Origin of the sequence: Streptomyces telluris (assembly GCF_024519335.1) — a bacterium.
Taxonomy (GTDB): Bacteria; Actinomycetota; Actinomycetes; order Streptomycetales; family Streptomycetaceae; genus Streptomyces; species Streptomyces telluris.
Window position 1 is genome coordinate 115859 of record NZ_JANIID010000010.1, and the last position, 12297, is coordinate 128155.

The following is a 12297-nucleotide window of genomic DNA, read 5'->3' on the forward strand; positions in this document are numbered from 1 at the left end:
TAAAAACGGCCCCTCGCCCAGGTGGCGAGGGGCCGTGCGCAGCGGGCGCTCAGAAGGGGTAGTCGGCGATCACCCAAGTGGCGAATTCACGCCACTGCGCGACACCCGCCTGATGCGCGGGGTGGTCCAGGTAGCGCTGCAGCGCCTCGGCGTCGTCGACGGCCGAGTTGATGGCGAAGTCGTAGGCGATCGGCCGGTCCGAGATGTTCCAGGCGCACTCCCAGAAGCGCACCTCCGGGACGGCGTCGCCGAGCGCCTCGAACGCCTGTACCCCGGCGACGACGCGCGGGTCGTCGCGCCGGACGCCCTCGTTGAGCTTGAACAGGACGAGGTGACGAATCACGGCACTGCCTCCACGCCGGGCGGACCGGACCGCTCCGGCTCGGCGGCGCGGCCCGTCAGCTGATCAGTTGGGTCATAAACTCGCCGACGCTCTTGGCGGCGTCCGAGATGCCCTCGAACCCTATCTGGACGAGCTCCGCCGACCGCTTGGGGGAGTGGATGATCGTGTACGACACGAAAATGACGGCAGCCCAGAGCGCGATCTTCTTCGCTTGCGCCACGAGGCACTCCTCCCCCGGTGATCCCTGCGACCGCGTCCCCCGTGATCGCCTCCTACGGTGGCGGAGTCTATCCGTACATGTGACCGAACCCGTGGTTTCCCCTTCCGCGCGCCGCGTGCGCGCCGCCGTCCTCACACCACCTTTAAGGACCAAAGGCCCGCCAAGCAGGGTCCTTCGCCGTAAGGGGGCCGGTGCGCCGGGGCGCAGGATAGGGGGAGCCCGTACCGGATCTGGCAGGAATCCGGAGGGCCAGGGACATGGCCTCACTGCGGGGTCAGGGCCGCGAGCTTCCCCCCGACTGCGGCCCGGACTTGGAGGCCGTGACCCCGACGGGGGAAGCGGCTGTCCCCCCGATGCCGCTTCCCCCGACCTGCTTTTCCGGAGCCCCGGCCCCGGACCCGTAGAGCGCCCGGGTCCGGAGCCGGGGCCTCGTGCGTTCCGCGCCCGCGCGCGCTCCGGCGCGGGCCGATCCGGAGGCGCGATCACAGCTTTGCGACAAAGGTGAGATTCACGTACTGCGGGGGCACCAGAAAGGTATCCGGCAGCCGGCGGATCGCCGGTGCCGGAGGTGAGGGGCCGAGGGAGGTCGGTGAGGGGCGACATGGGCGCGGACGAGCCCGCCTTCGCCATGCGGGAGCGCGTGGCGTGCGGCGCGATCATCATTGAACTGCACGGTGAGATGGACATCTTGGCGGAACAGGAGCTCGGGCCGCGCATGGACGCGCTGACCGAGCGGGGCCGCGCCGACATCGTGATCGACCTTCGCCGGGTGACGTTCCTGGACGCGAGCGGACTCCGGCTGCTGCTCAGAGCCCGGCACCGGATGCTCTGTCGCGGCGGGCGGCTACGGGTCGTGCGGGGCGTGGCGCGCGTGTCGCGGGTGATGCGCGTGGCCGGAGTGGAGAGCGCCTTCACCATCGTGGACGCGTTTCCCTCCGTACGGACGGAGGAGGCGGGTCCGCAGGACGGCAGCGTCGCCTGAGCCCGAGCCCGAGTCCGAGCCCGAGTCCGCGCCAGCGCCCGAGCCCGATCCCGAGCTTGGGCGCCGGCCCGGCCGGCGGCGCCGTCAGGCCGTGGCCCCCGCCGCCTCCACCAGGGCGCGGGCCGTGATCCGGCCGCCCTCCAGGGCGTGTTCGGCCGTGCTCGGGCGGAGGCGGCCCAGTGCCGGGTCGAACTCGCTTCCGAGGACGCCGGCGTGGTCCGTCCGCGGCTCGTCGAGCCGCACCGGCCACCCGTGCCCCTGGAGCGCGGCGGCGAACTCCCACGAGGAGCGGATGTCCACCTGGTCGTCCACCGTGCCGTGCACGAGCCGCACCGGCACCGGCGCGGGCGCGGTCCCGGCCGTGAGCCCCGCGATGCCCGTGAGGCCCGTGAAGTCCGCGAGGTCCTTCAGGGGGACCGAGCCGGTGGTGCGGGCGGGCACGTCGTAGCGGCCGGCCAGACCCACGACGGCGGCCGGCCGCCACCCGTCGAACAGGTCCGGCCGCAGCGCGGTGGCCACCGCCGCCCCCGCGCCGGCCGACCACCCCGCGACCACGACCCGGCCCGGGTCGCCGCCGAACTCCGCCGCCCGCTCCCGTACGAACGCCAGGGAGTCCAGCAGGTGCGCCATGCCGCGGTCGGCGGCGTCGGAGCGCCAGTCCGCGGCGAGGACCACGACCCCCTGAGCGGCCGCCGCCTCCGCGACGGGCCGCACGATCTCCCGCTCGTCCGGCCCCATGCCGTGCCAGAGCAGGACGGCGGGCGCGCCGGCGGCACCGGGCCGCCCGTAGACGTCCACGGCCTTGCCGGTCGCGGTGCGGGCGGGGGTCCGTGTCACGCCGGTCTCCACGCTCATGCTGGTGCGCTCCTGTCGTCGTCCGTCGTCCGCCGTCGGTTCGTTCGCCGTCCTGGCCTCTCCTGTCACTCTTTCACCACGGCAAGGGACTTCGTCACGGGACCCGTTGCAGCACCGTGTAGCCCAGCCGGACGTCCGGGTTGTCGGTCAGGACCGTGTCGTGGAGCTCGGCCCACGAGTGGAAGGCCTGGGACGGGGAGGGCGTGGCGCGGCTCCGGGCCACCGTCATGCAGGCCGGCAGGCCGAGCGCGCACAGATAGGTGGTCAGGGCCAACGACCTCGGCAGGCAGGGACCGTTGGGCAGCATGGCGCGGAGCACCAGCTGGGCGCCGAGGATCTCCCGGCGGGCCAGCCGCACCGCCGTGCCGGGGGACAGGCCGGACAGGGCGGCCGAGCCCCGGGCGGGCCGGGCCCGGCACAGGTACGGGTACGCCCCGCGCCAGCCGCGCCGCCGGTACAGCCACAGCGCCCGGGCCGTGCGGGCGACGGCGACGGCCCGCAGGCGGAGCGGGACGGCCGGCGGGGGCGGGCCCTCCCGGGGGCCGTCCAGGAAGAACTCCCAGTCCGCGGTCACCGCTCCGCCCTCCGCAGGCGGCGCCTGCGCGGCGGGCGCCCGTCGTCCCCGAGCAGCAGGGACCGCTCGCCCAGCCGGTCGGCGAGGCCGGCCAGCCCGGCGGCGAGCGTCGCGTCGTCCGCGTCGAAGTCCTCGCGCAGCCGGGCGACGGCCGCGGGCACGGAGTCGCACGCAAGGGCGGTGCGCAGCATGTAGGTGGCCGTGGAGTTGAGGGACAGGCAGACACCGCGGCGGGTGTCGAGGATGAGGCCGGCGTCGTCGGTGTCGTCGAAGACGGCGTGCTCGGCCAGGCCGATCAGAGGCATCGGGTGAATCCCCTCCGGTTCGCGGGCGTGCGCCGCGCGTCGCTGCGCAGGAACAGCTCGGTCATGGCGGTGCTGAGCAGGGTGTCCGCGTTCAGGCGCAGCCGGGCCGGCTCGGCCAGGACGTGCGCGAGCCGGAGCGGGTCGACGATGCCCGTGCGGACGAGGTGCGCCTGCGGCCCGCCGATGAGGGCGGCGAGGACGTGGCGGTGGCCGAGGACGTAGTCCTTGTGCGGGGAGCCGGGCCACAGCCGGCCGTGCCGCCGCCAGACGCCCGCGGGGAAGCGGCTGGAGAGCATCAGCCGGAGCACCGGCTTGGTGATCAGCCGCCCCTGGTGCGGCAGGAGCCGGTAGGCGTCCGGCATGCGGGCGGAGAGCCGCCGCAGGTCCTTGCTGCCCAGGGGGTTGTACAGCTGGATGCCGCGCGGTCTCCACAGGGTCAGGTTCGCGCAGTGCTCCTGCGGTGTGAGGCCGGGGTACTCGGGCAGGGCGCTCGCGGCGGGAGCGCCGTCCCGGTCGGCGGCGGACGGGGTGAGGAAGTCCGCGGGTCGCCCGCCGCCGCGCCCGGGCGGGCCGTCGTCGAGCAGGGAGGAGCCGGGCGAGGCGCTGCGCAGGATGCGGGGGAGCTCCCAGCGCGAGGTGAGCAGCCCCCGGCACAGGACGGCCTTCTCGCGCGCGGGCAGGTCGCCGGTGAGCACGCCGTGCAGCCCGTAGCGCGCCGGGCCGAAGATCCGGTCGCCCTCGCGGCCCCAGGCGAGGAAGGTGATCCCGTCCCGGGCGACGCGCTCGGCGGTCTGTTCGAGCCACCGGTAGGCCGTGTGGTTGTACGGGTGGGGGAACTCCCACCGCTCGTCGAGGTATCCGGCGCCGTGGTCCGTCACGACCGGCACGAACGGCACCCCCAGGTGCTCGCAGACCGCCCGGGCGTACCCGGACTCGTCCGCGAGGGGGTCCCGGGTGGCCCGGTGGTAGGCGACGACGTCGGCGCCGGCCGCCGCCAGGGCCGCGAGCACGGCCGCCGAGTCCAGGCCGCCGCTGAGCAGGATGCCGGTCCGGCCGCGGCCGGCGTACGGCCGTACGGATTCCAGCAGCAGGTCCCAGGCGGTCTCGGCGTACTCCGCCATCGTGGTGCGCGCGGGCAGCTCCAGCGGGGTCACCGGGTCGTACTCGGCCGTGGTCACCGCCCCGCGCTCGACGGTGACGATCCGGCCGGGCGGGACGGGGGTGACGCCGGGGTAGACGAAGACCGCCTCGCCGCGGCAGGAGCGCCGGACGGCCTCCGGGTCGAACTCCCCGGGGCCGTCGAGCAGGTCGGTCGGGTCGGTGGAGAACCGCAGCAGGTCCCCGGAGCACCGGTAGTGCAGGCCCTCCTCGCCCGCGGCGCTGCGGAAGAGGAACACCCGGTGGTCGGTGACCAGCGCCCCGGCCATGGTGCCGGGCATACGGGCCAGTTCCGCGTGGCGGCCCTCCTTGAGGGCGGACACGAGCCGCCCGACCCACGAGGGCGTGACCGGGCCGCGGACGACGCCGGTCAGCAGGAGCCTCTCCCGCTCGGAGGGGAACGGGACCCGGGGCGTCCCCGGCGCCGCCCACTGGACGAGGTGGCGCCCGGGGTCGGACCAGGACGGGCGCTGCCCGAAGGGAGTAGTCACGTACGAGATGCGGGACGGGCCGTCGCCGAACGGGACGCGTCCGTAGCAGCCCAGGTAGTCACCGACGGGTACAGGGACGGGCTCCATGACTTCCCTTCCGGGCCTTCCGACGGCCGTCCGGCACGGCCTTCCGACGACGCGCGCTGCTCAGAGAAGGGGTTCGGACGGCTGGGGGAACCCGCCGTGGGCGGTCAGCTGTTCGACCGTGCCGAGCTCGTCGATCCGCGGCTCCACGTAGGGGCGTTTGGCCGCGGGCGGATCGTCCGGCGCCGGCCGGTCGGTGGCGTGCGTGCTCTCCATCGCGGTCCCCCTCTTTCCGCAGGGCACTGTGTCCGTCCCCCTCCACGGTCGGGCACTCCTGCCGCTTCCGCACAGAGGGTGCTGACGCGCTGGAGCGGCGCCCCGGAGCGGGCGCAGGGGCGCGCGGCGCGCAAACGCTCAGGTACCGGGGCGCGCGCCCGGACGGCGGTCACGCCGCGTCATGCCGCCTCGATGAATCTCCGCACCATCGCCGCGAACGCCTCCGGGTGCGACACATGCGGAATGTGGCCTGCGCCTTGCAGACCCCTCAGCTCCGCCCTCCGCATCGTCCGCGACAGCTCGACCGTGACCGGCGGCAGCCACGCCGGGCTCTCCGTGCCGTACGTCAGCAGCGCCGGCCCGGCGCAGGCGGACAGCCGGGTGAGGTCGAGGCTCGCCCAGCCCGGGTCGGACTGCTCGGCCGCGAACGCGCGGCTGTTGGCGACGAGGGTCGCGCGCACCCGGTCGGGCAGGGCCTCCCAGGAGCCCGGGCCGAGGGCGACCTCCTCCGTGAAGCGGCGCACGCCCTCGCCCGCCTCCCCGGCGAGGATCAGGGCCACCGCCGCGTCGATGCCGTTCTGCGCGGCCCGCATCAGCACGTGGGCGGGGTCGTCGCCGCGGATGACGCCCAGCAGCGGGGGTTCGTGGGCGATGACGGTGCGCAGGAGGTCGGGGCGGCGGACGGCCAGGCCCAGGGCGGTCGACGCGCCGAAGGAGTTGCCGACGACGTGGGCCGGGGCGAGGCCGAGCGTCTGCAGCAGCGCGGCGAGGTCGTCCTCGTGCTCCCTGCGGGTGCAGCGGCCGGCGCCGCGGGTGCTGGCGCTGTGCCCGCGCCGGTCGTAGACGAGGACGCGGAAGGACTGCGCGAGGGCCGGGACGACCGCCCGCCAGGTGTAGTGGTCGGTCAGCCCGCCGTGGACGAGCACCAGCGGCTCGCCCTCGCCCGCGACCTCGTGGAAGAGCTCCGCGCCGCGCACCCGGACTCGCGCCATGCGCCGGCCTCCCTCGCTCGGACGTGCCGCTCGGGCACCCCGGTGGGTCCGGCCGCAGTCCGTCCATGACAGCCGCCGCGGCGCACCGTCCGCAAGACCGCCTCTCCTTCGTTCACCCGTTCGCACGCCGGGGCGGGAACGGGTGACACCCCCGGGCCTCCGGCTCCCTCCCGCGCGGGCGCCGCGGGGCGATCATCGAGGCATGGACAAGACCCTTCACCTCGCCCAGCAGCCCGAGGCCGACGCCCTGCTCGGCCGCAGCCCGCTCGCCGCGCTGACGGGGATGCTGCTGGACCAGCAGATCCCCATGGAGTGGGCGTTCGCCGGGCCGTACGCCATCGCGCAGCGGATGGGCCGCGACGACCTCGACGCGTACGAGATCGCCGCCTACGACCCCGAGGCGTTCGCGGCGCTGCTGTCGGAGAAGCCGGCCGTGCACCGCTACCCGGGGGCGATGGCCAAGCGCGTCCAGCAGCTGTGCCAGTACCTGGTCGAGCACTACGGCGGCGAGGCGAGCGCGGTCTGGGAGGGCGTCGCGACCGGGGAGGAGCTCTTCCGGCGGCTCAAGGAGCTGCCCGGCTACGGCGAGCAGAAGGCCCGCATCTTCCTCGCGCTGCTGGGCAAGCAGCTCGGGGTCGCGCCGGAGGGCTGGCGCGAGGCGGCCGGCGCCTACGGCGAGGAGGGCTCCTACCGGTCGGTCGCGGACATCACCGGGCCCGAGTCGCTGGCCAAGGTGCGCGAGCACAAGCAGGAGATGAAGCGCGCCGCCAAGGAGGGGGCGGCCAAGAAGGCGACCGTCCGGCCCGCCAGGCGGACTCCGCGGCAGACCCAGGGCTGACCCCGTCCGCCGCCCACCCGCCTCCCGGCCGGGCCTCCGGCCGGACCGCCGCGCTCAGACCAGGCGGGAGACCGCGCGCAGGTCCGGCGCGCGCTCGCGCAGCCGGGCGAGGAGGTCGCCGGCGGCGGCGTGCAGCGCGTCGAGCGGCATGGGGTCGAGCCGCTCCAGCAGGAACAGGGCGCTCGTGGACTTCTCGGTGATGCGGGTGCGGACGCACTGGCGGTGGTTCCAGCGGCGGCAGGTGACGCCGAGGTCGTCGCGCCAGACCACCTCGCCGGGCTCGGGGTGCTCGACGGCCGGCGCGCCGCCGGCGACCGTGTCGAACGGCTCGTCGCCGGTGGCCCGCACCAGGCGCGGCGCCCCGGCGTACGCGGACAGGTCCTCGCCGCCGACCGGGAGGCGGTGCGCGACGGACACGGCGTTGTAGACGTCGACCAGGAGGTTGACCTCGGGCAGGCCCGCGGGGGCGCGGCGGATCAGGGCCTCGGCGCTGTTGCGCGTACGGCTTGGCTTGGCGCCGAAGGCGCTGTAGGCCGAGCGCCAGGCGGCGATGCGGGGCTCGGCGGTGACGTCGAGGCCCTCGGCGGTCGCTGCGGCGTCGGCGAGTTGCCGGCGCGACCAGGGGTCGCTGGGGCCGGCGGGCAGCCCGTCCGCCGCGATCACCAGCACGGCGAAGTCGGGCCGCAGCGCGCGGACGGCCTCCTCCACGTGCACGCTCGCGGCCGCCGCTTCGAGATCCGGGTCCGGGGACATGGACGGTGCCCACCCTCCTGCAGTCGTTTGATTGAAATGGACGGTAGCATCAAACGACCGGATCCCGGGAGGCGGGAAGATGACCGGCATGAGCGGGAACACGGAAGCAACGGCGGACGCGGGCGAGCCCGGCGACGACAGGTCCGTCATGGAGGCCGTCGCCGCCCGTGTGCGGGCCCTGCGCAAGGACCGGGGCTGGAGCCTCGACACCCTCGCCGCCCGCGCCCGGGTCAGCAAGGGCATGCTCGTCGCCCTGGAGAACGCCCGCTCCAACCCCAACCTCGCCACCCTGGTCCGCCTCTGCGACGCCTTCGGCGTCCCCCTGACCGAGCTGCTGCAGCAGCCCGCGGCGCCGCTGCTGCAGTCCACGGCGCCCGACGGCCAGCCCGTCCTGTGGAACGGCCCGGGCGGCGGCAGGGGTCTGCTCGTCACCGGGGCCGCCCCGCCCGTGGGCGCCGAGCTGTGGCACTGGCGGCTCGCCCCCGGCGAGGAGCACCACAGCGAGGCCCACGTGCTCGGCACCGTGGAGCTCCTCCATGTCCTGCGCGGCACCCTCGCCGTCACCGTCGGCGGACAGGAAGTGGTCCTTCCGCAGGGGTACGGTCTCCGCATGGCGGGCGATCACCCCCACTCCTACGCGAACCGTACGGAGTCGGAAGTCGAGTATTCCGGCGTGGTGCTCGTACCGCCGCACGGCTGACCCCGTGTGGACGGCCGGAGCGCTCCGGCCGTGTCCACAGGCTGTGGGCAATGTCCCGGAAGGCGTGCCGCGGGGTCCCCGCTGCTCCTGGTATGCGGCCGATTGTCGCCTTCGCGCTCCCGTGCCGTGGCTGCGCCGGGAGCCTGTCGCCCGGTAGGCTTTCCGTGTGATCTTCAAGCGCATCGGAAACGGGCGGCCGTACCCCGACCACGGCCGGGAGAGCACCCGGCAGTGGGCGGACGTCGCCCCGCGCCCGGTGCGGCTCGACCAGCTGGTGACCACCAAGCAGCAGCTCGACCTGGAAACCCTGCTGGCCGAGGACTCGACCTTCTACGGCGACCTCTTCGCCCACGTCGTCAAGTGGCACGGCGACCTCTACCTCGAGGACGGCCTGCACCGCGCCGTGCGCGCAGCGCTCCAGCAGCGCCAGGTGCTGCACGCCCGCGTGCTCGAACTGGGCTAGCCGGAGCCGTCGCCCCGCGCATCCGGCCGGACCGGCGGGGGGCGGGGCCGTCCGGAGGCTGTTTCCGGCCGTTGTTCGGCCTTTCGGGTTGGGCCGTGCGAACCCATTGATCATTTAGTAGGCAGCGGCCCTGCCCCGCACTACGCTGCGCCCATGAGCATGCTCACCCCTCCCGGCATGGGCAGGAAGTACCGCATTACGGGCAAGCGATTCCCGCACATGCGCCGCCCCAGAAACCGCCGCAGGATCGTGCTCGCCGCAGTCACCTCAACCGCCGCGTTCGCCCTGGCCGGATGGGGGACCTTCCAGCTCGTCGACGTCTTCACCGGGGGCCCCAGCGAGACCCAGGCCCACGGCGCGGGCGCGAAGGGTGCGAAGGGGGCTAAGGACGGCGACTGCAAGGCGGCGGACGAGGGCGAGGAGTCGAAACCGCTGCCACGGCCCTCCGACATCACCGTCAACGTCTACAACGCGACTCCGCGCGGCGGACTCGCCAAGATCACCGCGGATGAACTCAGGAGCCGCGGCTTCAAGATCGGCAAGGTGGGCAACGCACCCGCCCTCTACGACAAGAAGGTCGAGCAGGTGGGCCTGCTGATCGGTGCCCCGACGGCCGCCGAGGGGGCGCTGAGGGTCGTCGGCACCCAGATGGCCGGGGCCGAGGTCAAGAACGACCAGCGCGCGGTCGACGAGGAGGTCGACCTCGTCATCGGCAACGAGTACAAGGAGCTCACGGGGCGGCAGGACGCCGACCGGGCCCTGACCGACATGGGCGTCGAACCGGGCGAGGCGCCTCCCTCGGACGCGCCCTCCTCGGCGCCGCCCTCACCCTCCAAGGCGCCGTCCCCGGTGCCGAAGCCCTCGAAGTGCTGAGGGAGAACCAGGCTCGCGGCGGCCCGGCATGACATGACACCGCCGGTCTTCCACGGTGTGGAAGACCGGCGGAATGCGCGGTGACGGCCCGCGCGCGCGTCGGAGCCGGCGGCTAGCCCGCCGTGCCGTACATGCGGTCGCCCGCGTCGCCCAGGCCCGGGACGATGTAGCCGTTCTCGTTGAGGCGCTCGTCGACCGAGGCGGTGACCACGGTGACCGGGGCGCCCGCGAGCTCGCGCTCCATGACCTCGACGCCCTCCGGGGCGGCCAGCAGGCAGATGGCGGTGACGTCGTCGGCGCCGCGCTCGATCAGCTCGTTGATCGCCGCGACCAGCGTGCCGCCGGTCGCCAGCATCGGGTCCAGGACGTAGACCTGGCGGCCCGAGAGGTCGTCGGGCATGCGCGTGGCGTAGGTCTCCGCCTTGAGGGTCTCCTCATTGCGGATCATGCCCAGGAAGCCCACCTCGGCGGTCGGCAGCAGCCGGACCATGCCGTCGAGCATGCCGAGGCCGGCGCGCAGGATCGGCACCACGAGCGGGCGCGGGTGGGAGAGCTTGACGCCGGTGGTCGCCGTCACCGGGGACTCGATGTCCACCTGCTCGGTGCGCACGTCGCGCGTGGCCTCGTAGGCGAGCAGGGTGACCAGCTCGTCGGCGAGACGCCGGAAGGTGGGGGAATCGGTGCGCTTGTCGCGCAGGGTGGTGAGCTTGTGCGCCACCAGGGGGTGGTCGACGACGTGGATCCGCATGACATCGACATTAACCGAGCTTTCGGCCCCGAGCCGCCGCCGTGCGGCGTTCGACCCTCCGCCGCAGGTCCGCGGCGGTCTGTCGCCGCACTGGCATCAAACCACCACTTAGGGGGAAAGTGGGCACGTACGCCCGGTCTGTCGCTCCGGGCGTGGCCGGCGAAGCACTCGGCACGAGGTGGTCCTGCCATGGCTGAAGACGCCCCCGAGAAGCCCGACACGACGCGTGGCGCACCGGCGCCCGAACCCCGCTCCGGCGCCGGATCCGGCCCCGGGGCCGAGGAGGAGGCGGACCGCCGCCGCAGACGCGCCCAGTTCCTGCGCGAGCTCAACGAGGCCAAGGAGCTCCGCGACCGCGTCCAGCCGCGCCGGGCGCGGGCCGCCCGGATGCGCCAGCAGATGCGGATGAGGACCTTCCGCTGGTGACGCGGCCGCCCGGACGGCGGTGCCCGCAGCGCCACGTGAGGCACATCTCTTCGGACTGCTGCACGACGCAGCGCGGAAGACCTCTCGCAACGGCGAGGTTTCTGCCACGATTCCGAGTGGGCGGGGTGGTCCCCGTCCGGCCCGGCACCGCCTATGACCAGTGGGAGAGTCACGGTGTACTTCGCCGCACTGCTCGCGCGCACCGACGACGGATGGGAAGCGAGCGACACAGAACTCGACAACGTGGAAACCCTGGCCGACCTCGCCGACCTGGCCCGGGAGACCTCCTCCGGGGACGACACGGTCCTCGCCCTCATCGAGCAGGAGGGCGCCTGGTTCGGCGTCGTCCGCGTCGACGGTGAGGACGACCCGCGCGTCTTCGTCTCGAACGCCGTCGTCGCGGGCCGCAGCTCGTACGGCGCGATGCTCGTCGACGAGCTGATCGGCCGCGACGACACCGACGCCGACGAGCTCGACGACCTCGACCTGGACGGCACGGAGGACGGCGAGCCCGACCCCGTGGAGGACGAGACCGAAGGGACGGACGCCGCCGAACCGCGGCCGCACGGCCCCCTCGGCGACTACGAGCTCCTCTCCGACCTCGGCGTGAGCGGGAAGGAGCTGCTGGCTCTCGACGGGGACGCGCTCAGCGAGATCGCCGACCTCCTCGGCTGCACGGAGGTCCTGGAAGCCGTGCGCTGACGCCCGCCCGGGCAGGTTCGCTCACACTGGTGCCATGAACGAAGCCGTCCGCGATCCCGGTCCCTCCCGCGCCGCTCCGGCGGGGGAGGAGCACGACCCTGTACGCGCACCGTGGACCGGCCCCATGCGGGCCGCCCTCGACGAGGCCGTACGGGCCCCCGCCACCGGCGACGTGCCGGTCGGCGCCGTCGTGCTGGGGCCGGACGGCTCCGTCATCGGCCGCGGCCGCAACGAGCGCGAGGCCACGGGCGACCCCACCGGCCACGCCGAGGTCCTCGCCCTGCGCGAGGCGGCGCGGGCCGTGGGCGAGTGGCGCCTGGCCGGGTGCACGCTCGTGGTGACGCTGGAGCCGTGCACGATGTGTGCGGGTGCGATCGTCCTCTCCCGCGTCGACCGCGTCGTCTACGGCGCCGTCGACGAGAAGGCCGGCGCGGCCGGCTCCCTGTGGGACGTCCTGCGCGACCGCCGGCTCAACCACCGCCCCGAGGTGATCCAGGGCGTCCTCGCCGGGGAGTGCGCGGGGCTCCTGACCGACTTCTTCCGCGGCCGCTGAGCGCCCCGGCGCCCATGATGA

Annotated in this window: 18 protein-coding genes; 8 read left to right on the top strand and 10 right to left on the bottom strand. The window is 74.3% G+C overall.

Going from position 1 to position 12297, the window contains the following annotated elements; all coding sequences use genetic code 11:
- Nucleotides 1-49: 49 nt before the first annotated feature.
- Nucleotides 50-343: a Dabb family protein gene (locus NQU55_RS14095; RefSeq protein ID WP_058045432.1), complete on the bottom strand. Its 294-nt coding sequence runs from the start codon at nt 341-343 to the stop codon at nt 50-52.
- 55 nt (nt 344-398) lie between these two features.
- A complete protein-coding gene (locus NQU55_RS14100) occupies nt 399-563 on the bottom strand; it encodes a hypothetical protein (protein ID WP_168092965.1) in 165 nt (54 codons plus the stop codon).
- Between the two features lie 589 nt (nt 564-1152).
- Between NQU55_RS14100 and NQU55_RS14105 the strand changes: the two genes are divergently transcribed.
- Nucleotides 1153-1545 (top strand): STAS domain-containing protein, encoded by a 393-nt coding sequence (locus NQU55_RS14105; RefSeq protein WP_245700453.1) that lies wholly within the window; start codon nt 1153-1155, stop codon nt 1543-1545.
- An 84-nt stretch (nt 1546-1629) separates the two neighbouring features.
- Here NQU55_RS14105 and NQU55_RS14110 read toward each other — a convergent pair whose 3' ends face one another.
- The 6 genes from NQU55_RS14110 to NQU55_RS14135 all read right to left on the bottom strand — a co-directional run bounded on the left by NQU55_RS14110 (nt 1630) and on the right by NQU55_RS14135 (nt 6220).
- The gene (locus tag NQU55_RS14110; RefSeq protein ID WP_168092964.1) at nt 1630-2400 is read right to left on the bottom strand and encodes an alpha/beta hydrolase family protein; all 771 of its coding nucleotides are present in this window, start codon (nt 2398-2400) and stop codon (nt 1630-1632) included.
- 94 nt (nt 2401-2494) lie between these two features.
- On the bottom strand, nt 2495-2974 hold the full coding sequence (locus NQU55_RS14115) for a lasso peptide biosynthesis protein (protein ID WP_168092963.1): 480 nt from the start codon (nt 2972-2974) through the stop codon (nt 2495-2497).
- A complete protein-coding gene (locus tag NQU55_RS14120) occupies nt 2971-3279 on the bottom strand; it encodes a PqqD family protein (RefSeq protein ID WP_168092962.1) in 309 nt (102 codons plus the stop codon). The genes NQU55_RS14115 and NQU55_RS14120 overlap by 4 nt, the downstream gene beginning before the upstream one ends.
- The gene (locus tag NQU55_RS14125; protein WP_168092961.1) at nt 3270-5015 is read right to left on the bottom strand and encodes an asparagine synthase-related protein; all 1746 of its coding nucleotides are present in this window, start codon (nt 5013-5015) and stop codon (nt 3270-3272) included. Before NQU55_RS14125 ends, NQU55_RS14120 begins: the two co-directional genes overlap by 10 nt.
- A gap of 60 nt (nt 5016-5075) precedes the next feature.
- Nucleotides 5076-5228, bottom strand: coding sequence for a hypothetical protein (locus NQU55_RS14130; RefSeq protein ID WP_168092960.1), 153 nt, complete (start codon nt 5226-5228; stop codon nt 5076-5078).
- Between the two features lie 179 nt (nt 5229-5407).
- Entirely contained in the window at nt 5408-6220 is an 813-nt protein-coding gene (locus tag NQU55_RS14135) for an alpha/beta fold hydrolase (protein WP_168092959.1), read from the bottom strand.
- A 202-nt stretch (nt 6221-6422) separates the two neighbouring features.
- Here NQU55_RS14135 and NQU55_RS14140 point away from each other — a divergent pair, with 202 nt between their 5' ends.
- Nucleotides 6423-7058 carry an HhH-GPD-type base excision DNA repair protein gene (locus NQU55_RS14140; protein ID WP_168092958.1) on the top strand — a complete coding sequence of 212 codons (636 nt, stop codon included), beginning with the start codon at nt 6423-6425 and terminating at the stop codon, nt 7056-7058.
- A gap of 54 nt (nt 7059-7112) precedes the next feature.
- On the opposite strand, the gene NQU55_RS14145 is transcribed toward NQU55_RS14140, so the two are convergent.
- A complete protein-coding gene (locus NQU55_RS14145; RefSeq protein WP_168092957.1) occupies nt 7113-7811 on the bottom strand; it encodes a B3/B4 domain-containing protein in 699 nt (232 codons plus the stop codon).
- 88 nt (nt 7812-7899) lie between these two features.
- Between NQU55_RS14145 and NQU55_RS14150 the strand changes: the two genes are divergently transcribed.
- From NQU55_RS14150 to NQU55_RS14160, 3 genes are all read left to right on the top strand, one after another.
- Nucleotides 7900-8511, top strand: coding sequence for a helix-turn-helix domain-containing protein (locus tag NQU55_RS14150; RefSeq protein ID WP_168092956.1), 612 nt, complete (start codon nt 7900-7902; stop codon nt 8509-8511).
- Between the two features lie 166 nt (nt 8512-8677).
- Nucleotides 8678-8974, top strand: a complete 297-nt coding sequence (locus NQU55_RS14155) for a type II toxin-antitoxin system VapB family antitoxin (RefSeq protein ID WP_030368795.1) — start codon at nt 8678-8680, stop codon at nt 8972-8974.
- A gap of 153 nt (nt 8975-9127) precedes the next feature.
- A complete protein-coding gene (locus NQU55_RS14160; RefSeq protein WP_168092955.1) occupies nt 9128-9847 on the top strand; it encodes a LytR C-terminal domain-containing protein in 720 nt (239 codons plus the stop codon).
- Nucleotides 9848-9959: 112 nt separating this feature from the next.
- On the opposite strand, the gene upp is transcribed toward NQU55_RS14160, so the two are convergent.
- Nucleotides 9960-10595, bottom strand: a complete 636-nt coding sequence (gene upp / locus NQU55_RS14165; RefSeq protein WP_058045443.1) for a uracil phosphoribosyltransferase — start codon at nt 10593-10595, stop codon at nt 9960-9962.
- A 189-nt stretch (nt 10596-10784) separates the two neighbouring features.
- On the opposite strand from upp, the gene NQU55_RS14170 reads away from it, so the two are divergent.
- The 3 genes from NQU55_RS14170 (at nt 10785) to tadA (ending at nt 12276) form a co-directional block, all read left to right on the top strand.
- Nucleotides 10785-11021, top strand: coding sequence for a hypothetical protein (locus NQU55_RS14170; protein ID WP_168092954.1), 237 nt, complete (start codon nt 10785-10787; stop codon nt 11019-11021).
- A 174-nt stretch (nt 11022-11195) separates the two neighbouring features.
- On the top strand, nt 11196-11723 hold the full coding sequence (locus NQU55_RS14175; RefSeq protein WP_256790625.1) for a tRNA adenosine deaminase-associated protein: 528 nt from the start codon (nt 11196-11198) through the stop codon (nt 11721-11723).
- Nucleotides 11724-11757: 34 nt separating this feature from the next.
- A complete protein-coding gene (gene tadA / locus NQU55_RS14180) occupies nt 11758-12276 on the top strand; it encodes a tRNA adenosine(34) deaminase TadA (protein WP_168092952.1) in 519 nt (172 codons plus the stop codon).
- The last annotated feature ends 21 nt before the right edge of the window (nt 12277-12297 follow it).

What these genes read in the sequence shown, in the direction of transcription:
- NQU55_RS14110 (WP_168092964.1), bottom strand. Translation starts at nt 2,400, where the DNA reads ATGAGCGTGGAGACCGGCGTGACACGGACCCCCGCCCGCACCGCGACC.
- NQU55_RS14120 (WP_168092962.1), bottom strand. Translation starts at nt 3,279, where the DNA reads ATGCCTCTGATCGGCCTGGCCGAGCACGCCGTCTTCGACGACACCGAC.
- NQU55_RS14125 (WP_168092961.1), bottom strand. Translation starts at nt 5,015, where the DNA reads ATGGAGCCCGTCCCTGTACCCGTCGGTGACTACCTGGGCTGCTACGGA.
- NQU55_RS14130 (WP_168092960.1), bottom strand. Translation starts at nt 5,228, where the DNA reads ATGGAGAGCACGCACGCCACCGACCGGCCGGCGCCGGACGATCCGCCC.
- NQU55_RS14135 (WP_168092959.1), bottom strand. Translation starts at nt 6,220, where the DNA reads ATGGCGCGAGTCCGGGTGCGCGGCGCGGAGCTCTTCCACGAGGTCGCG.
- NQU55_RS14140 (WP_168092958.1), top strand. Translation starts at nt 6,423, where the DNA reads ATGGACAAGACCCTTCACCTCGCCCAGCAGCCCGAGGCCGACGCCCTG.
- NQU55_RS14145 (WP_168092957.1), bottom strand. Translation starts at nt 7,811, where the DNA reads ATGTCCCCGGACCCGGATCTCGAAGCGGCGGCCGCGAGCGTGCACGTG.
- NQU55_RS14150 (WP_168092956.1), top strand. Translation starts at nt 7,900, where the DNA reads ATGAGCGGGAACACGGAAGCAACGGCGGACGCGGGCGAGCCCGGCGAC.
- NQU55_RS14160 (WP_168092955.1), top strand. Translation starts at nt 9,128, where the DNA reads ATGAGCATGCTCACCCCTCCCGGCATGGGCAGGAAGTACCGCATTACG.
- upp (WP_058045443.1), bottom strand. Translation starts at nt 10,595, where the DNA reads ATGCGGATCCACGTCGTCGACCACCCCCTGGTGGCGCACAAGCTCACC.
- NQU55_RS14170 (WP_168092954.1), top strand. Translation starts at nt 10,785, where the DNA reads ATGGCTGAAGACGCCCCCGAGAAGCCCGACACGACGCGTGGCGCACCG.
- tadA (WP_168092952.1), top strand. Translation starts at nt 11,758, where the DNA reads ATGAACGAAGCCGTCCGCGATCCCGGTCCCTCCCGCGCCGCTCCGGCG.